Annotated in this window: 13 protein-coding genes; 2 read left to right on the top strand and 11 right to left on the bottom strand. The window is 70.4% G+C overall.

All coding sequences use genetic code 11. The features are described 5' to 3' along the window. Nucleotides 1–13: 13 nt before the first annotated feature. From serA to BGP73_RS15205, 6 genes are all read right to left on the bottom strand, one after another. Complete coding sequence (gene serA, locus BGP73_RS15180) at nucleotides 14–1,606, bottom strand: phosphoglycerate dehydrogenase (protein ID WP_069815063.1); 1,593 nt, start codon at nucleotides 1,604–1,606, stop codon at nucleotides 14–16. Between the two features lie 366 nt (nucleotides 1,607–1,972). After that, nucleotides 1,973–2,971 (bottom strand): ketol-acid reductoisomerase, encoded by a 999-nt coding sequence (gene ilvC, locus BGP73_RS15185; RefSeq protein ID WP_069815065.1) that lies wholly within the window; start codon nucleotides 2,969–2,971, stop codon nucleotides 1,973–1,975. A gap of 78 nt (nucleotides 2,972–3,049) precedes the next feature. Next, entirely contained in the window at nucleotides 3,050–3,574 is a 525-nt protein-coding gene (gene ilvN / locus BGP73_RS15190; protein WP_069815067.1) for an acetolactate synthase small subunit, read from the bottom strand. 33 nt (nucleotides 3,575–3,607) lie between these two features. Beyond that, entirely contained in the window at nucleotides 3,608–5,485 is a 1,878-nt protein-coding gene (locus BGP73_RS15195; RefSeq protein WP_069815068.1) for an acetolactate synthase large subunit, read from the bottom strand. A gap of 276 nt (nucleotides 5,486–5,761) precedes the next feature. Next, the gene (locus BGP73_RS15200) at nucleotides 5,762–8,773 is read right to left on the bottom strand and encodes a putative bifunctional diguanylate cyclase/phosphodiesterase (RefSeq protein ID WP_069815070.1); all 3,012 of its coding nucleotides are present in this window, start codon (nucleotides 8,771–8,773) and stop codon (nucleotides 5,762–5,764) included. A gap of 334 nt (nucleotides 8,774–9,107) precedes the next feature. Beyond that, nucleotides 9,108–10,046, bottom strand: a complete 939-nt coding sequence (locus BGP73_RS15205; RefSeq protein ID WP_069815072.1) for a 2-hydroxyacid dehydrogenase — start codon at nucleotides 10,044–10,046, stop codon at nucleotides 9,108–9,110. Nucleotides 10,047–10,276: 230 nt separating this feature from the next. Here BGP73_RS15205 and BGP73_RS15210 point away from each other — a divergent pair, with 230 nt between their 5' ends. After that, nucleotides 10,277–11,233: an aldo/keto reductase gene (locus tag BGP73_RS15210; protein WP_069815401.1), complete on the top strand. Its 957-nt coding sequence runs from the start codon at nucleotides 10,277–10,279 to the stop codon at nucleotides 11,231–11,233. 225 nt (nucleotides 11,234–11,458) lie between these two features. Next, on the top strand, nucleotides 11,459–12,622 hold the full coding sequence (locus tag BGP73_RS15215) for a PQQ-dependent sugar dehydrogenase (protein ID WP_374701149.1): 1,164 nt from the start codon (nucleotides 11,459–11,461) through the stop codon (nucleotides 12,620–12,622). A 6-nt stretch (nucleotides 12,623–12,628) separates the two neighbouring features. Here BGP73_RS15215 and BGP73_RS15220 read toward each other — a convergent pair whose 3' ends face one another. The 5 genes from BGP73_RS15220 to gatC form a co-directional block, all read right to left on the bottom strand. Continuing rightward, nucleotides 12,629–14,827, bottom strand: a complete 2,199-nt coding sequence (locus BGP73_RS15220) for an MMPL family transporter (RefSeq protein WP_069815075.1) — start codon at nucleotides 14,825–14,827, stop codon at nucleotides 12,629–12,631. A 284-nt stretch (nucleotides 14,828–15,111) separates the two neighbouring features. Beyond that, nucleotides 15,112–16,620, bottom strand: coding sequence for an Asp-tRNA(Asn)/Glu-tRNA(Gln) amidotransferase subunit GatB (gene gatB, locus BGP73_RS15225; RefSeq protein ID WP_069815077.1), 1,509 nt, complete (start codon nucleotides 16,618–16,620; stop codon nucleotides 15,112–15,114). Between the two features lie 13 nt (nucleotides 16,621–16,633). Then, nucleotides 16,634–16,873 (bottom strand): hypothetical protein, encoded by a 240-nt coding sequence (locus BGP73_RS15230; protein ID WP_069815078.1) that lies wholly within the window; start codon nucleotides 16,871–16,873, stop codon nucleotides 16,634–16,636. Beyond that, the gene (gene gatA / locus BGP73_RS15235) at nucleotides 16,870–18,363 is read right to left on the bottom strand and encodes an Asp-tRNA(Asn)/Glu-tRNA(Gln) amidotransferase subunit GatA (protein WP_069815080.1); all 1,494 of its coding nucleotides are present in this window, start codon (nucleotides 18,361–18,363) and stop codon (nucleotides 16,870–16,872) included. The genes BGP73_RS15230 and gatA overlap by 4 nt, the downstream gene beginning before the upstream one ends. Before the next feature lie 2 nt (nucleotides 18,364–18,365). Continuing rightward, complete coding sequence (gene gatC / locus BGP73_RS15240; protein ID WP_069815082.1) at nucleotides 18,366–18,662, bottom strand: Asp-tRNA(Asn)/Glu-tRNA(Gln) amidotransferase subunit GatC; 297 nt, start codon at nucleotides 18,660–18,662, stop codon at nucleotides 18,366–18,368. Nucleotides 18,663–18,744: the final 82 nt, after the last annotated feature.

Genomic DNA, 18,744 nt, shown 5'->3' on the forward strand with positions numbered 1-18,744 from the left:
GTGTCCTCGGGCGTCAGTCCTGGAGGTCCACTCCGCGAGCCGAGGTGGCTCCGATCTCCTCGGCGATCTCGGAGAGGACGGACGTCGGGATGCTGTCGTCGACGGTCAGCACCACCAGCGCCTCACCTCCCGGTACCGCCCGGGAGACCTGCATACCGGCGATGTTCAGTCCGATCTCGCCGAGCGCCCGGCCGACGGTGCCGACCACGCCCGGACGGTCGTGGTAGCGCAGGAAGACCATGTGGTCGGTGAGGGTCAGATCGATGTCGTGTTCACCGACCCCGACGATCTTCTGGATGTGCTTGGGGCCGGCCAGGGTGCCGGACACCGAAACCTCCTCGCCGCTGGCCAGGGTGCCGCGGACGGTGACCACGTTCCGGTGGTCCGGCGACTCGGAGCTGGTGGTCAGCCGGACCTCCACCCCGCGCTCCTGGGCGAACAGCGGGGCGTTGACGTAGGAGACCGTCTCATCGACGACGTCCTCGAACACGCCCTTGAGCGCGGAGAGTTCCAGCACCTTGACGTCGTGCTGGGTGATCTCCCCGTACACCTCGACGTCCAACCGGACCGCGACCTCGCCGGCGAGCGCGGTGAAGATCCGGCCGAGCTTCTCGGCGAGCGGCAGCCCCGGGCGTACGTCCTCGGCGATGACCCCGCCCTGCACGTTGACCGCGTCGGGCACCATCTCGCCCGCGAGTGCCAGCCGCACCGACCGGGCGACCGAGATGCCCGCCTTCTCCTGCGCCTCGCCGGTGGAGGCGCCCAGGTGCGGGGTGGCGATGACGTTGTCGAACTCGAAGAGCGGAGAGTCGGTGCAGGGCTCCTTGGCGAAGACGTCCAGGCCGGCGGCGGCCACCCGCCCCTCCTTGAGGGCCGAGGCCAGCGCCTCCTCGTCGACGATCCCGCCGCGTGCGGCGTTGACGATCCGGACCTCGGGCTTGACCTTGTGCAGGGCCTCGTCCCCGATGAGGCCGATGGTCTCCGGGGTCTTCGGCAGGTGCACGGAGATGAAGTCCGAGGCCTGGAGCAGTTCGTCCAGGGAGAGCAGCCGGACGCCCATCTGGGCGGCGCGGGCCGGCTGCACGTACGGGTCGTAGGCGACGATCTTCATTCCGAAGGCGGACATCCGCTGGGCGACCAGTACCCCGATCCGTCCCAGACCGACCACGCCGAGCGTCTTCTCGGACAGCTCCACGCCGGTGTACTTGCTCCGCTTCCACTCACCGTTCTTCAGCGCGCCGTTCGCCTGCGGGATGTTCCGCGCCGTGGCGACGATCAGTCCGCAGGCGAGCTCGGCCGCCGTGACGATGTTCGAGGTCGGCGCGTTGACGACCATTACACCGGCCTTGGTGGCGGCGGAGACGTCGACGTTGTCCAGGCCGACGCCCGCGCGAGCCACCACCCGGAGCCTCCGGGCGGCGGCGATGGCCTCGGCGTCGATCTTGGTCGCGCTGCGGATGAGGACGGCGTCCACATCGGCGATGGCCGGCAGCAGCTCGGCTCGATCCGCTCCGTTGCAGTGCCGGATCTCGAAGTCCGGCCCCAGGGCGTCGACGGTGGCCGGCGAGAGCTCTTCGGCGATGAGTACGACGGGTTTCGGGCTCACGTGGTGTCTCAGTCCTCACTAGTCCAGGCCCCTCCCGGGCCGGAGGGGCCCGGGGGAGGACGGCCGTCCCGACGGCCGCGGGCGGTGCAGGGGGCAGCCGCGTGGAAGACGCACGACGCTGTGAGCCTGACGCGTGGTGTGCAGTGTATCGGCGCTCGCGGACGCGTTTGACGCCTCCACCGGCGTCTCCACCACAGGATCACTCACTCGGATCGACCGCAGACCGGAACGGGCCATCGGCCGTGCCGCGGAGCGCGGAGCCCCGGTGCCGGAGCCGCGCCCGGGGGCGCGGGTCCGGCCGGTGGGCGGTGCGGAGCGGAGGCGGCCAGACCGGCCGCCTCCGCTCCGCACCGCCTCAGGGAGACCTCAGGCCTCCTCGTCGACCCAGCTCATGAGCTTCCGCAGCTCCTTGCCCGTGGTCTCCAGAGTGTGGTCGGCGTCGGCCTTCTTGTACTCGTTGTACTTCGGCAGGCCGGCCTGGTACTCCTCCATCCACCGCTTGGCGAAGCTGCCGTCCTTGATCTCGGCGAGCACCTTCCGCATCTCCGCCTTGGTGGTGTCGGTGACGATCCGCGGCCCGCTGACGTAGTCGCCCCACTCGGCGGTCTCGGAGATCGACCAGCGCATCTTCTCCAGCCCGCCCTCGTACATGAGGTCCACGATCAGCTTGAGTTCGTGGAGGCACTCGAAGTAGGCGATCTCCGGCTGGTAACCCGCCTCGACCAGGGTCTCGAAACCGGCCTTCACCAGGGCGGACGTACCACCGCAGAGAACGGCCTGCTCGCCGAAGAGATCGGTCTCGGTCTCCTCGGTGAAGGTGGTCTTGATGACCCCGGCCCGAGTGCCGCCGATGCCCTTGGAGTACGACAGCGCGAGCGCGAACGCGTTGCCGCTGGCGTCCTGCTCCACGGCCACGATGCAGGGCACACCGCGGCCTTCCTCGTACTGCCGGCGCACCAGGTGGCCCGGGCCCTTGGGGGCCACCATGCACACGTCCACGTTGGCGGCGGGCTTGATGAACCCGAAGCGGATGTTGAACCCGTGCCCGAAGAAGAGGGCGTCGCCGTCCTTGAGGTTGTCCTTGACCGACTCCTCGTAGACCTTCGCCTGGATCGGGTCCGGAACCAGGATCATGATCACGTCGGCCTCGGCGGAGGCCTCGGCGGGGGTGACGACCCTCAGGCCCTGTTCCTCGGCCTTGACGCGGGACTTGGAGCCCTCGGGGAGACCGACGCGCACGTCGACGCCCGAGTCACGCAGGGACAGCGCGTGGGCGTGGCCCTGGCTGCCGTAGCCGAGGACCGCGACCTTGCGGCCCTGGATGATGGACAGGTCGGCGTCGTCGTCGTAGAAGAGCTCGGCCACTTGGGTGTTCTCCTTGTTGCTTCGGGTTGGTTTGGCCCACCGTATGTCGATAGGGCCTGTTGGGAGCGGAGGGTCTCGCTATGCGGTCCGGTCGAGTGCGCGGAGCGACCGGTCGGTGATGGAACGGGCACCGCGACCGATGGCGATCGTGCCGGACTGGACGAGTTCCTTGATGCCGTAGGGCTCGAGCATGCGGAGCATGGCCTCCAACTTGTCGCTGCTCCCGGTGGCCTCGATGGTCACGGCCTCCGGGGAGACGTCCACCGTCTTGGCCCGGAAGAGCTGGACGATCTCGACGATCTGGGAGCGGGTCTCGTTGTCGGCGCGGACCTTGACGAGGACGAGCTCCCGCTGCACCGAGCCGGCGGGGTCGAGCTCGACGATCTTCAGGACGTTGACCAGCTTGTTGAGCTGTTTGGTGACCTGTTCCAACGGCAGCGACTCGACGTTCACCACGATGGTGATCCGGGAGATGTCGGGGTGTTCGGTGACGCCCACGGCGAGGGAGTCGATGTTGAACCCGCGCCGGGAGAACAGTGCGGCGATCCGGGCCAGGGTGCCCGGGGTGTTCTCCACCAGGACGGAGAGCGTGTGTTTGGTCATGGCTGGTTCTCTCTGCTTCTCTCGGTCCCGGTCTCAGTCGTCGACGCCGTCGCCGAAGTCCGGCCGGACCCCGCGGGCCGCCATGACCTCGTCGTTGGAGGTGCCGGCCGCGACCATCGGCCAGACCATGGCGTCCTCGTGGACGATGAAGTCCACCACCACCGGCCGGTCGTTGATGGAGTTGGCCTTCTCGATGACCGCGTCCAGCTGCTCGGGGTGCTCGCAGCGCAGGGCGACGCAGCCCATGGCCTCGGCGAGCTTCACGAAGTCCGGCACCCTGGTGCCCGCGCTCGCGGCCGCTCCGGGGCTCTCGAGAGAGCCTCCGTCGGTGTCCTGGGGGCCGCTGTGCAGCACGGTGTTGGAGTAGCGCTGGTTGTAGAACAGGGTCTGCCACTGGCGGACCATCCCGAGCGCGCCGTTGTTGATGATCGCGACCTTGATCGGGATGTTGTTCAGCGCGCAGGTGGCCAGTTCCTGGTTGGTCATCTGGAAGCAGCCGTCACCGTCGATCGCCCAGACCGTGACCTCCGGTCGGCCGGTCTTGGCGCCCATCGCGGCGGGAACGGCGTAGCCCATGGTTCCCGCGCCACCGGAGTTCAGCCACGTCCGGGGCTGCTCGTAGCCGATGAAGTGGGAGGCCCACATCTGGTGCTGGCCCACCCCGGCGGCGTAGACGGTGCCCTCCGGTGCGAGCTCGCCGATGCGCTGGATCACCTGCTGCGGGGAGAGACTGCCGTCCTCGGGCATCTCGTAGCCGAGCGGGTAGGTCTCGCGCCAGCGGTTGAGACTCCGCCACCACTGGGTGTGGTCGCCGACCCGGCCCTCCTCGTGCTCCTTCTGGATGGCCACGATCAGATCGGCGATGACCTCCCGCGCGTCACCGACGATCGGCACGTCGGCGACGCGGTTCTTGCTGATCTCCGCCGGGTCGATGTCCGCGTGCACGACCTTGGCGAAGGGGGCGAAGGAGTCCAGCTTTCCGGTGACCCGGTCGTCGAAGCGGGCGCCCAGCGCGACGATCAGGTCCGCCTTCTGCAGCGCGGTGACCGCGGTGACCGAACCGTGCATCCCGGGCATTCCGACGTGCTGCGGGTGGCTGTCCGGGAAGGCCCCCAAGGCCATCAGCGTGGTGGTGACCGGTGCGCCGGTGAGCTCGGCCAGCACCCGCAGTTCGGCGGTGGCCCCGGCCTTCACCACCCCGCCGCCGACGTAGAGCACGGGGCGCCTGGCCTGGATGATCAGTTTCGCCGCCTCACGGATCTGCTTCGCGTGCGGCTTGGTCACCGGACGGTAACCGGGCAGGTCGGTCTGCGGCGGCCAGACGAAGGACGCGCGCCGCTGCATGGCGTCCTTGGCGATGTCGACGAGGACCGGACCCGGGCGCCCGGTGGCGGCGATGTGGAAGGCCTCGGCGATCGTCCGCGGGATCTCCGCCGGGTCGGTGACCAGGAAGTTGTGCTTGGTGATCGGCATGGTGATGCCGCAGATGTCCGCCTCCTGGAAGGCGTCGGTGCCGATGGCGGCCGAGGCCACCTGGCCGGTGATCGCCACCAGCGGGACGGAGTCCATGTGCGCGTCGGCGATCGGGGTGACGAGGTTGGTGGCGCCCGGGCCCGAGGTGGCCATGCAGACCCCGACCTTGCCGGTCGCCTGGGCGTAGCCGGTGGCGGCGTGCCCCGCCCCCTGCTCGTGCCGGACCAGGACGTGCCGGACCTTCGAGGAGTCCATCAGCGGATCGTACGCGGGGAGGATCGCACCGCCCGGAATCCCGAATACCGTGTCGGCTCCCACTGCTTCGAGGGAGAGGACGAGGGACTGCGCTCCCGTGACGTCCTCGGTGGTGACGGGCTGCGGCCCGCCGTTACGGTGCCGCGGCTGCGGGTGGTGAGCCCCGGTGGCCTGCTCGGTCATCGGCAATTCTCTTCTCGAGATGAGGGTGTTCGAAGGGTCGGGGTGGGTGGCTGGTCCCGGGGGATCACCGGCTTCGGAGTCGGGTCCCGGGATAGGCGGCGTGGATTCCGCCGGGGGTGGTGCAACAAAAAACCCCTCGTGCCGGAAGGCAAGCGAGGGGAGCGCGTCGGGTGTGGTCCGCAGGGATTCGGTTCACCTGCTTCAGCCGACGCGCTGTCCAATTACGAGGATTCGGGTGCGCATGTCTTTGACCTTCTCTCCGCCACCTGGCAAGTGTCAAGTGGGTGGGACGCGCGTCTCATTATTTGAACACGATGAGGATTGGGAGCGGGACGGTGAGTGTCCGGCCGGTTCGACGGCGCTCTCGCCGGGCGACCTGGGCTGAGGCATGGCCGCGGTCTCGGCGGCCGACACCCCGGACGGGCGCAGCGGCCTCTCGTCTCCCTCCGGAACGGGTCGCAACGACCCATCTCCTCCCTCCGGCGCGCGAGAGGCCAGGACGCCACCACCGCTGAGCACGGCCGCCCCCGCACCGGGCACCGGGAGAGCGGCCCGCGTCAGCACGCCACGGAGCCGCTGATCGTCGAGCGGCCCGGCGAAAGCCATCCCCTGGCCGTACGTACATCCCATACTACGCAGCGCCACCACCTGCTCCGGTAGTTCGAGCCCGTCCGCGACGGATTCCACACCCAGCTCCGCGGCGACCCTCAGCAGTCCCCCGGTGATTTTCTGCAGCCGCTCGGACTCGACAACCTCCTCGACGAGGCTCCGGTGGAGGCGGAGGAAGTCCACCGGCAGCCGACACAACGCCCGCATCCCGGCCGTGCCACCGCCGAAGCCGTCCAGGGCCACCCGGACACCGAGCCCGCGCAGTTCGGCCAGCCGGTGCTCCAACTGCTCCGGGGGCAGCTGGGGGTCGAGATCGGACAGCTCCAGCACCAGCGCGGCCGGAGGCAGGTCATACCGCGTGAGCAGCCCCTCGACGGCCCGCGGCGCCGTGGAATGCTCCACCAGCCGACGGGCGGCGAGCCGTACGCCCACCGGGGCCTGCAGGCCGTCCCGGTGCCGCTCCGCGGCGTGTCGCACCGCTGCTTCCAGCAGCCAGCCGCCCAGCTGCGCGGTGCGGGCGCTGCGGCCGCGGCCCTGTTGGCTGGCGCGCAGGACCTCGGCGGGGGTGAAGAGGATGCCCTGTGCCGAACGCCAGCGGGCTTGTGCCGACACCGCGGCGATCCGGCCGCTGGCGAGTGCCACCACCGGCTGGTGGAGCAGGGTGAACTCGCCGTCTTCCAGTGCGGCACGGAGCCGACCGGCGACCTCCACCCGGTGGACGACGTCGGCCTGCATCTGCGGGGTGTACAGCTCGACCCGGTCCTTGCCGGCGGCCTTGGCCCGGTACATCGCGAGGTCGGCGTTGCGCATCAGCTCGGCGGGGCCGATCCCGGGCTCGGCGAAGGCGACGCCGATGCTGGCGGCCACCCTGGCTTCGGCGCCCGACACCCGATAGGGCTGGGACAGGGCGCTCCGCAGCCGGTCGGCGATCTCCAGGATGCGGTACTCCCTGGAGGTCTCGTCCTGGCCGCCGTCGCCGAGGATGAGCGCGGCGAACTCGTCACCGCCGAGCCGGGCGGCGGTGTCCCCGGCTCGTACGGACTCCCGGAGGCGCCGGGCGGCGTGGACGAGGAGTTCGTCCCCGGCCTGGTGGCCGATGGTGTCGTTGACCGCTTTGAAGCCGTCGAGATCGACGAAGAGTACGGCGGTGCCCGGGTCGCCGCTGCGGCGGCCGCTGAGCGCCAGGCGGACCCGCTCGGTGAACAGCGCCCGGTTGGGCAGGTCGGTGAGCGGGTCGTGTTCGGCGCTGTGCCGCAGTTGTGCCTGCAGTCTCACCCGCTCGGTGACATCGCGGCTGTTGAAGATCAGGCCGCCGTGGTGCCGGTTGACCGTCGACTCGACGTTGAGCCAGCCGCCGCCGGACCGGTGCTTGTCGCCGGCCCGGAAACGGCACTCGATCCGGGTCGTCGACTCCTTCTCCGGGGGAGCTGCGAGGAACCGCCGGACCTCGTGCACCACACCGCCGAGGTCGTCCGGGTGGATGAGGTCGGCCAGCGGTGATCCCACAAGTTCCTCGGCCTCGACGCCGTAGACGCCGGCGGCCGCCGGGCTGACGTAGCGCAGGACACCGCTGGGCGCCGCGATCATGATGACGTCGCTCGATCCCTGGACCAGTGAGCGGAAGTGGTTCTCCTTGTGGGCCAGTTCCTGGGTCAGCCGGATGTTGTCGACCAGCATGATGCCCTGCCGCACCACCAGGGCGAGGACCACCGTGCAGGAAGTGGTGATCACGATCCGGTCCACGTGCCGGCCGTCCAGGACGTTGTAGAGGATGCCCAGTGTGCAGACGCCCGCAGCGAGGTAGGGGGTCAGCGCGGCAAGCGAGCCGGGGGCCGCGGCGGCGCGCCCGGAGCGGCGCTCTGCCCGCTCCCAGTCGCCCGTGTCCCGCCGCCCGACCCAGGGCGCGTAGGCCAGCAGCACGGAACCGGCGAACCAGCCGGCGTCGAGGAGTTGGCCCGAGCGGTAGCCGTCGTGGAACAGCGGCGAGGTGAACAGCGCGTCGCAGAGCACGGTGAGCGCTAGGGCCGCGATGGCGGTGTTGATCGCCGAACGGTTGGCTGAGGAACGCCGGAAGTGCAGCGCCAGCACCATGCTGACCAGCGCGATGTCGAGCAGCGGGTAGGCGAGCGCGAGGGCCGCCCGAGCCACGCTGTCGTTCTCCCCGTGGGCGGTGTGCGCGAGCGCCAGGCTCCAGGAGAGGGTCAGTAACGAGCCGCCGATCAGCCAGGAGTCGAGCCCCAGGCAGACCCAGCCCGCCCGGCTGTCCGGGCGTTTGGCCAGCACCAGCAGGCCGACGATGGCCGGGGGCGCGAAGAGGAGGAAGAAGAAGTCGGCGGAGGAGGGGGCGGGCACCGGCTCGCCCAGCACCACCTCGTACCAGCCCCAGACCGCGTTCCCGGCGCCGGCCATCGCCGAGGAAACGGCGAACAGCAACCAGGCCGGCCTCAGTCGGCGGCTACGGCGGCGGGCGTAGCAGAGGCAGGACACGGCGGCGGCCAGGGCGGCCGCACTCAGCCCGAAGTCCCCCATCACCAGCGCGAAGGTCCGGGAGCCCCAGCCGAGGGCCGCTCCGAGGGCGTACCCTCCGCAGCAGACGACGAGGCAGAGCAGGGGCAGCACGCTCCTGCCCGGCTCGGCGGAGGACGACTGGCCCGGGAGCACCGCCCCTGACAGGCTCACCGAACGGCCCCGACCGGACGCCCGCGCCCCGCCGCAAGGCGGCTGCGGTCCCCTTGGGATGTCGCCCCGGATCGTCGTGGGCGGCGGCTCCGCCGCTTCGGTTGGTCGGTCCATCGGCCGTGCATCGCCCGTCGCCCCCCTCGAGTTACGGTCCACCGCGGCGTCGGTCGCTCCACGCGGTGGCACAGGCCCGGTCGGGACGATACACCAGGATGGTCACTCTGCGACATACTTCCTCTACTCTGCGTGACTAACCTCCCTTCGGTTGGCCTTCCGTGCATACGTGCGGAGGCTGATGGTGCGCGGGCGCCTTCCCGTACGCCCCCCGGAGGCGTCAGCCGGCGGTGGCGACGGTGTTCCGGAGGGGCTCACCGGCGGCGAACCGGGTCAGCTGTTCCTGGAGGAGTGCCCTGGCCCGCGGCAGGAAGGCCGAGGTCGGGCCTCCGACGTGCGGTGAGATCAGCACGTTCGGCGCATGCCAGAGCGGGTGCCCCGCGGGCAGCGGCTCCGGATCGGTGACATCGAGTGCCGCGCGCAACCGCCCCGACTCCAGCTCCGCGAGCAGCGCTTCGGTCACCACCACCGCCCCCCGTCCGACGTTCACCAGCAGCGCGCCGTCCCGCATACGGGAGAGGAAGGCGGCGTCGACCAGCCCGCGGGTGGTTTCGGTGAGGGGCGTGACCAGGATGACGACATCGGCCTGCGGCAGGAGTTCCGGGAGTTCCGTGAACGGTTGCACCGGGCCGCGCGGAGTGGTGCGAGCGTTGCGTGCGACGCGCACCACCCGCGCGCACTCGAAGGGAGTGAGCCGATCCTCGATGGCGCTGCCGATCGAGCCGTATCCGACGATCAGCACGGACCGGTCGGCGAGAGCCGGGTGGAAGGCGGTGCGCCACTCCTCGGCCTGCTGCGCCCGGACGAACTCCGGGATACCGCGGAGCGAGGCGAGGGTGAGCGCCAGCGCCAGCTCCGCGGTGCTCGCCTCGTGCACTCCCCGGGCGTTGCACAACAGCACACCGGAGGGCAGCACCGTCAGGGCGGGCTGGACGTGGTCGACACCGGCGGTCAGGGTCTGCACCACCCGCACCCTGCTCATCCGGGCCAGCGGCCGGGTCGCGACCTCGGCGCCCTTCATGTAGGGGACTCCGTAGAACACGCAGTTCGCCGGATCAGCGGGGAACTCGGGGGCACCGTCCCAGTGGTGGTACTCGAAGCCCTCGGGCAGCACCTCGAACTCGCCGGGCGGCAGCGGCAGCCATACGTCTGCAGTCATGTGGCGGAGGTTAGTCCCGACAGGCCCCACCTCGCCTGCCCGCTTGGCCGCCAGGCGGGCCGGGACGGTGGTCCCGGCACCAGACGCGGCCGCTCCGGCAGCAGACGTTACTGTGCCCTTCGGGGCGGGAGCCCCCGCCTCCGGTCCGGGGAGCTCCGATCCCCCGGCAGGCGAGCAAGGGGGTACGAGGTCAGGTGGAGTCGAGGACGGTGGTCGGGGGGACGCTGTCGGTGGGGGCCGTCGGCCTCGGCTGCATGCCGATGAGTTGGGCGTACAGCACCTCCCAGCAGAACGGCGAGGGATCGCTACGCGCTGTCCACACCGCCTTGGACCATGGCATGACGCTGCTCGACACCGCCGACATGTACGGGCCGTTCACCAATGAGCTGCTGGTGGGCCGAGCGCTCGGCAAGCGCCGTGCGGAGGCCTTCATATCCACCAAGTGCGGGCTTCTCGTCGGTGACCAGCACATCGTCACCAACGGCCGGCCGGCTTACGTGCGGCGGGCCTGCGACGCCTCCCTCCGCCGCCTGCAGACGGACGTGATCGACCTCTACCAGCTGCACCGGGTGGACCCGGACGTCCCCGTCGAGGAGACGTGGGGGGCGATGTCCGAACTGGTCGCCGCGGGAAAGGTGCGGTCGCTGGGATTCTGCGCGGTGGGCGCCCGTGCCCGACGGCGGTCGGCGGAGCGGATGCACGACTCCACCCTCGCGACGCTGACCAGGGTGCAACAGGTCTTCCCGGTGAGCGCGGTGGCGGCGGAACTCTCGGTGTGGTCTCCGGAGGCGCTGGAGTCGCTGGTTCCGTGGTGCGAGGCGCGGGGCGTCGGTTTCCTCGCCGCGATGCCGCTCGGGAACGGTTTCCTCAGCGGGACGCTCACCCCCGGTCAGGGTTTCGAGCCGGATGACGTACGGGCCCGGCATCCGCGTTTCACGGCGGAGATGATGGCCGCCCACCAGCCGGTGGTGGCGGGTCTGCGGCGGATAGCGGAGCGGCGGGGAGCGACCCCCGCGCAGGTGGCGCTGGCCTGGGTGCTCTCCCGCGGCCGGCATGTGGTGCCGGTGCCCGGCACCAAGAAGGAGCGCTGGGTGGTGGAGAACGCCGGGGCGGCGGCCCTCCGGCTGGATGAGCAGGATCTGGCGGAGATATCGGGGCTGCCGGCCCCGCTCGTCTCATGGGACTGAACCGCCACCGACCGGGCGCGGGTACGACGGCCCACGTCCGTCGACCGGCCGGCCACGGAGAACGCTGCCGCCGGAACCCCCCTGGTCCGGGCGGTGTATTCGAAGCGAGTCCGCCTCCGGCTCCTGGGCCACCGCCCCGTGGTGTTCCCTGGCAGCGGGAGTCGCGGTGCGGTACGAGTGGCGGCACCGGCGTTCGGCCGGACCGACGAGAGAAGGGATCACCCTGTGCGTCCATCATCGGCTGTGACGGCCCTACTGGCCGCCACCGCTCTTCTGTTCACGGCCGGCTGCTCTTCCACACCGGCCGGCGCGCCGGGCGGCGAGTCGTCGACGAGCCGGTCCCCGGGCACCAAGCCCTCCGCCTCCGCTTCCTCGTCGGCGCCTCTCGCCCCCGCGAAGGGATCGGTGAAGGTGGATCGCACCTTGACTGAGGGGCTCGACTCCCCCTGGGGCCTGGCCGCGCTGCCCGACGGTGACCTGCTGGTCTCCTCCCGGGACTCCGGGAAGATCTTCCGGGTCTCGGCGGAGAGCGGGAAGAAGACCGAGCTGGGCTCGGTGCCCGGTGTCTCCGCCGGCGGTGAGGGCGGGCTGCTGGGCATCGCAGTGCCGCCTTCCTACGGCGTCGACCACATGATCTACGCCTACTTCACGACCGAGTCCGACAACCGGATCGCCCGCCTGGTCTACAACGAGGACAAGCCCGCCGGCGGGCAGCTGGGCGCTCCGGACACGGTCTTCCGGGGCATCCCCAAGGGCGTGACGCACAACGGCGGTCGGATCGCCTTCGGGCCGGACAAGATGCTGTACGTCGGCACCGGGGAGAGCGGGGAGCGTGGGCTCGCACAGGACAAGGAGTCCCTGGGGGGCAAGATCCTGCGGATGACCCCGGACGGTGAGCCGGTGCACGGCAATCCGGAGGCCGACTCGGTGGTGTACTCCTACGGGCACCGCAACGTCCAGGGCCTGGCCTGGGACGCGGAGAAGCGGCTGTGGGCCTCGGAGTTCGGGCAGGACACCTGGGATGAGCTCAATCTGATCCGGCCCGGCCGGAACTACGGCTGGCCGGAGGCCGAGGGGAAGTCGAAGCAGTCCGGTACCACCGATCCGGTGGCCCAGTGGAAGACCTCGGAGGCCTCCCCCAGTGGCATCGCCTTCGCCAAGGGGTCGATCTGGATGGCCTCACTGCGGGGTGAGCGGTTGTGGCGCATCCCGATGGACGGTACGCGTCCGCTGGCCGAACCTCAGGCCTTCCTCACCGGGGACTACGGGCGGCTCCGCACCGTGCTGGCCGATGGTTCCGGTGGGCTGTGGCTGGTCACCAGTGAGACCGACGGTCGTGGTAGCCCGGGTAAGAAGGACGACCGGATCCTTCATCTCAAGGTCAGCTGAGCCGCTTCAGGCGATCACATCGACCTTGTCGGCCGGTGTGGCGTCCGCCTTCGACTGTCCCTGCTCGGGGGCCTCGATGCTGATGCGCGGCAGGAACCGGTCCAGCGAGGCGGGCAGCCACCAGTTGGCGCCGCCCAGCATATGCATCAGGGCGGGCACGAGGAGGGTGCGCAGCACGAAGGCGTCCAGGGCCACGGCGGTGGCCAGACCGATCCCGAACATCGCGATGATGCGGTCACCGCTGAGAACGAAGGCGGAGAAGACAGCGATCATGATGAGGGCGGCGGAGTTGATCACTCGGCCGGTCTCGGCGAGCCCCACCCGGACCGAACGGCAGTTGTCGCGGGTCCGGAGCCATTCCTCGTGCATCCGGCTGACCAGGAAGACCTGGTAGTCCATGGAGAGTCCGAAGAGCACCGACACCATGATCACCGGCAGGAAGGGCTCTATCGGACCGGCACGACCCAGCCCGAGCAGCTCACTGCCCCATCCCCACTGGAAGACCGCGACCACCACCCCGAAGGAGGAGGCGACCGCCATGACGTTCATCAGGGCGGCTTTCAGCGGTATCCCGATGCTGCGGAAGGCGAGCAGGAGCAGAGCCGAGCCGAAGGCGATGACCACGCCGACGAAGAGCGGAAGCTTCCCCACGATGACCGAGGCGAAGTCGTCATGGGTCGCGGTGGATCCGCCCACGTGCACGGCGAGCGAGGTGTTCTCCTCCGCCTTCGGCAGCACGTCCTCACGGAGCCGGTCCACCAGCTCCGAGGTGGCTTCCGCCTGCGGCGCGGTGCTGGGCGTGACCGTGATCAGTCCGGTCCGTCCGTCCGCGCTGATCTCGGAGGAACCGACTCCGGCTATACCGGAGACATCGCGCAGGGTCTCCGGCAGCCCTTCGAAGGCCAGCCGGTCGGCCGGACCGTCAATGGCGGAGACCAGCGTCAGCGGGCCGTTCGCACCGGGACCGAAGCCCTCCGCCATCAGGTCGTAGGCCTGGCGGGTGGTCGCGGTGCTGGGGCCGTTGCCCTGGTCAGAGCCGCCGAGCCGGAGGGAGAGCGTGGGCAGGGCGAGGGTCACCATGACGCAGACGGCCAGTGCGCCGAGGAGTTTGTGGCGGCGCTCGACGAAGGCCGACCAGCGGGCGGCCAAGCCCGTGGGCAGTTCCGGTACCGATCCCTGCTGGGCCAGTCGACGCCGGTCCCGACGGCTCAGCGCCCGGTCGCCGATGACCGACAGGAGGGCCGGCAGCAGGGTGACCGAAGCGGCCACGGTCAGCAGGACGGTGAGGGAGGCCGCGATCGCCACCCCGTCGAGGAAGTTCAGACGCAGGACCAGCATGCCGAGGAGGGCCATCGCCACCGTGGCTCCGGCGAAGATGACCGCCCGGCCTGAGGTGGCGACGGCGCGTTCGGCGGCATCGGCCACCGAGAGTCCCTGGCGCAGGCCGCGGCGGTGTCGGGTGACGATGAAGAGTGCGTAGTCGATGCCGACGCCCAGCCCGACGAGCAGCCCGAGGACCGGGGCGAAGTCGGCGATGACCATCGTGTGTCCGAGCAGGCCGATGGCGAGGTAGCCGGTGCCCACACTGACGAGCGCGGTCACGATCGGCAGCACCATGGCGGCCAGCGAACCGAAGGCGAGGAAAAGGACCACGGCGGCCGCGAGGATCCCCACGGCTTCCGCCACATGCGAGGAGGGCTTGCCCTTCGCACCCAGGGCATAGCCGCCCGCTTCGACCTGCAGGCCGTCCCCGCCGGCGTCGCGCGCGGTCTCCACGATCTCCCGCACCTGCGCGTCGCCCAGGTCCTCCGTGCTGCCCTCGAAGGTGATGCCGGCGTAGGCGGTGTGCTCGTCCGGGCTGATCCTGGAGGCCCCGTCACCGGAATAGGGGCTGGCGACCGCGGAGACGCCCGGGAGTTCGGCGATCGCGTCCAGCGCGTCGGTCATCCGCTGTTCCACCCCGGCGGATCGGACGGTTCCGTGCTCGGTGTGCCAGACGATGGTGCCCCCACCGCCGAGCCGCTCCGGGAACGACTTCTCCAGCAGTTCCGTGGCGCGGCCGGCCTCGGTGCCGGGCACGTCGTATTCGTTGGTGTAGGACGTGCCCGCGAGTGCGGCCGCGGCGGCGGTGCCGCCCAGAACAGCCAGCCACATCACGACGACGATGAGGCGGCGCCGTATACACCACCGGGCGAGTGCGGCCATTTCACGGGCTCCCTGGAGAACTTTCGTGGATCTTCCAGGGCAAGCTGCCCTCAAAAGAAACGCACGAGAACCCACTCTCGCAGCCCGGAGAGATCAACGGTCTACCAAGTGGCCATCGTCACATCGGGACTCATCAGTCACAGCAGCACCAACCCCCTCTTTCGGGAGGCGGCACCTCGATCCGGACACCCTTATCGCCAGCCGCAGCGGTCCGAGTGCGCCCGCTGAACACAGCGGGCGGCCCGTCCCGAAGGACGGACCGCCCGCACCGCGTCTGGAGTCGCTCAGCCGGCCACGCCCAGCTTCTCCAGGATCAGCTCGCGCACCCGGGCCGCGTCCGCCTGGCCGCGGGTGGCCTTCATCACGGCTCCCACCAGGGCACCGGCGGCCGCGACCTTCCCGCCACGGATCTTCTCGGCGATCGCCGGGTTACCGGCGATCGCCTCCTCGACGGCGACGCTGAGGGCGCCCTCGTCCGAGACGACCTTGAGCCCGCGCTTCTCCACGACGGTGTCCGGGTCTCCCTCGCCACCGAGCACGCCGTCGATCGTCTGCCGAGCCAGCTTGTCGTTGAGCGCCCCCTCGGCGACCAACTGCGCGATCCGGGCCACCTGCTCCGGGGTGATCGGCAGGGCGGCGAGTTCCACGCCGTCTTCGTTCGCGCGCCGCGCCAGCTCGCCCATCCACCACTTCCGAGCCTGGTCGGCGGGCGCTCCGGCCTCGATGGTCGCCAGGATGGGCGGCAGGGCTCCGGCGTTGAGCACCGACTGCATCTCGTGGTCGGTCAGCCCCCACTCGGCCTTCAGCCGCTGCCGCCGGAGCCGGGGCAACTCGGGCAGGCCCTCGCGCAGCTTCTCGACCCATTCCCGCGCCGGGGCGACCGGCACCAGGTCGGGCTCGGGGAAGTAGCGGTAGTCCTCGGCCTCCTCCTTCACCCGGCCCGAGGTGGTGGAGCCGTCGTCCTCGTGGAAGTGGCGGGTCTCCTGGACGATGGTGCCGCCGGCCGACAGCACCGCGGCGTGCCGCTGGATCTCGAAGCGGGCAGCGCGCTCGACGCTCCGCAGGGAGTTGACGTTCTTCGTCTCCGAGCGGGTGCCGAACCGCTCCGCTCCGCGCGGGCGGAGCGACAGGTTCACATCGCACCGCAGCTGGCCCATCTCCATCCGGGCCTCGGAGACCCCGAGGGCCTTGATGAGTTCGCGCAGCTCGGCCACGTAGGCCTTGGCCACCTCGGGCGCCCGCTCGCCGGCGCCGACGATCGGCTTGGTGACGATCTCGATCAGCGGGATTCCGGCCCGGTTGTAGTCCAGCAGCGAGTGCGAGGCGCCGTGGATGCGACCGGTGGCGCCGCCCACGTGCGTGGACTTGCCGGTGTCCTCCTCCATGTGGGCGCGTTCGATCTCCACCCGGAAGACCTCGCCGTCCTCGAGCTGGACGTCGAGGTAACCGTCGAAGGCGATCGGCTCGTCGTACTGCGAGGTCTGGAAGTTCTTCGGCATGTCCGGATAGAAGTAGTTCTTCCGGGCGAATCGGCACCACTCGGCGATATCACAGTTGAGGGCCAGGCCGATCCTGATCGCCGACTCGACGGCGGTCGCGTTGACGACCGGCAGGGAGCCCGGCATGCCGAGGCAGGTGGGGCAGGTCTGCGAGTTGGGCTCGGCGCCCAGAGTCGTGGCGCACCCGCAGAACATCTTGGTCTTGGTGCCGAGCTCGACGTGGACCTCCAGGCCCATCACGGGCTCGTAGGCCGCGAGCGCGTCCTCGTACGACACCAGTTCAGTGACGGTCACGGAAACTTACCTCTCAGCCCAGCAGGACATCGTCGTCGCCGATCCGGCGCAGCTCCCGGACGAGCAGGGCCACGCCGGTGGCGATGGCGGCGGCCGAGACCACCGCGTCGACCAGCAGCAGCGCGTCGTCCTCGCCCCGGGCCTTCCTCACCTGCTTGACCACGTTGACCGCTCCGAAGAGCGTGGTGCCCAGCGACAGGTAGGTGCCGGCCTTGGACTTCCTGAATCCCTTGGCCTTCTGCAGCGTGCTCACAGCGTCGGTGCCTCCTCGATCAGCGGGTGGCCCCAGCGGTCGGTGAGAGCGGCCTCGACCGCGGCGCCCACCCGGTAGAGCCGGTCGTCGGCCATGGCCGGGGCGATGATCTGCAGACCCACCGGAAGGCCGTCTTCAGGTGCGAGTCCGCACGGCAGTGACATGGCGGAGTTGCCCGCCAGGTTGGACGGGATGGTGCAGAGGTCGGCCAGGTACATCGCCATCGGGTCGTCCACCCGCTCACCGATCGGAAAAGCGGTGGTCGGTGTGGTCGGCGAGACCAGGACGTCCACCTCGCCGAACGCCCGCTCGAAGTCGCGGGTGATCAGGGTGCGGACCTTCTGGGCCGATCCGTAGTAGGCGTCGTAGTAGCCGGAGCTGAGCGCGTACGTGCCCAGCATGATGCGGCGCTTGACCTCGGGGCCGAACCCGGCCTGCCGGGTCAGCGCGGTGACCTCCTCGGCCGACCGCGTGCCGTCGTCGCCCACCCGCAGGCCGTACCGCATGGCGTCGAACCGTGCGAGGTTGGAGGAGCACTCCGAGGGCGCGATCAGGTAGTAGGCGGCCAGCGCCCGGTCGAAGGACGGGCAGGAGACCTCCGTGACCTCCGCTCCGAGTCCGCGCAGCAACTCGACGGCCTCGTTGAACCGCTGCACCACACCGGCCTGGTAGCCCTCGCCGGCGAACTCCTTCACCACGCCGATCCGGAGCCCCCGGACATCGCCGTTGCGGGCCGCCTCGACCACGGCCGGGACCGGCGCGTCGATCGAGGTCGAGTCCAGTGGGTCGTGTCCGGCGATCGCCTCGTGCAGCAGAGCCGCGTCCAGCACCGTCCGGGCGCACGGGCCGCCCTGGTCGAGCGAGGAGGAGAAGGCGACCATGCCGTAACGGGAGACCGAGCCGTACGTCGGCTTCACCCCCACCGTGCCAGTCAGCGCGGCCGGCTGGCGGATGGACCCCCCGGTGTCCGTGCCGATCGCCAGCGGGGCCTGGAAGGCGGCGAGCGCCGCGGCGGAACCACCGCCCGACCCGCCGGGGACCCGGGTGAGGTCCCAGGGGTTGCCCGTTGGGCCGTAGGCGCTGTTCTCGGTGGAGGAGCCCATGGCGAACTCGTCCATGTTCGTCTTGCCGAGCACCACGACGCCGGCGTCCTTGAGGCGCTTGGTCACGGTGGCGTCGTACGGCGGCGACCAGCCCTCGAGGATCTTCGATCCCACGGTGGTCGGCACGCCCTCGGTGGTGAAGATATCCTTGAGGGCGAGCGGGACTCCGGCCAGCGGCCCGAGCCGCGCACCGCTCGCCCGCCGCTCGTCGACGGTGCGTGCCTGGTCGAGGGCGCCTTCGCGGTCCACGTGCAGGAAGGCGTTGAGCTTCTCGTCCACCGCCTCGATCCGGGCCAGGTGCGCTTCGGCGACCTCGACGGCGCTGGTCTCGCCCGAGGAGATCTTCGCCGCGGTCTCGGCGGCGGTGAGCCTGATCAGGTCGGCCATGGTCACTCCTCCCCCAGGATCTGCGGCACCTTGAAGCGCTGCTGCTCCTGGGCGGGGGCGCCGGAGAGCGCCTGCTCAGGAGTGAGGGAGGGACGGACCTCGTCCGCGCGCATGACGTTGGTCAGCGGAAGCGGGTGAGAGGTGGGCGGTACGTCCTCGTCGGCCACATCGGAAACGCGGGCGACCGCGCCGATGATCACGTCGAGCTGTTCGGCGAAGTGGTCGAGCTCATCCGCCTGCAGCTCCAGACGTGACAGCCGGGCGAGGTGGGCGACCTCCTCGCGCGTGATGCCAGGCATGCAGCGATCCTCGAATGGTGAGTGGGTCAGTTCGGCCCAATCCTAAGGGCTCTCCCCCACTCGCTGGCGGGCGCACGGCCCG

Origin of the sequence: Streptomyces sp. TP-A0874 (assembly GCF_001748085.1) — a bacterium.
Lineage (GTDB): Bacteria > Actinomycetota > Actinomycetes > Streptomycetales > Streptomycetaceae > Streptomyces.

What these genes read in the sequence shown, in the direction of transcription:
- ilvN (WP_069815067.1), bottom strand. Translation starts at nt 3,574, where the DNA reads ATGACCAAACACACGCTCTCCGTCCTGGTGGAGAACACCCCGGGCACC.
- BGP73_RS15195 (WP_069815068.1), bottom strand. Translation starts at nt 5,485, where the DNA reads ATGACCGAGCAGGCCACCGGGGCTCACCACCCGCAGCCGCGGCACCGT.
- BGP73_RS15205 (WP_069815072.1), bottom strand. Translation starts at nt 10,046, where the DNA reads ATGACTGCAGACGTATGGCTGCCGCTGCCGCCCGGCGAGTTCGAGGTG.
- BGP73_RS15220 (WP_069815075.1), bottom strand. Translation starts at nt 14,827, where the DNA reads ATGGCCGCACTCGCCCGGTGGTGTATACGGCGCCGCCTCATCGTCGTC.
- gatA (WP_069815080.1), bottom strand. Translation starts at nt 18,363, where the DNA reads ATGGCCGACCTGATCAGGCTCACCGCCGCCGAGACCGCGGCGAAGATC.
- gatC (WP_069815082.1), bottom strand. Translation starts at nt 18,662, where the DNA reads ATGCCTGGCATCACGCGCGAGGAGGTCGCCCACCTCGCCCGGCTGTCA.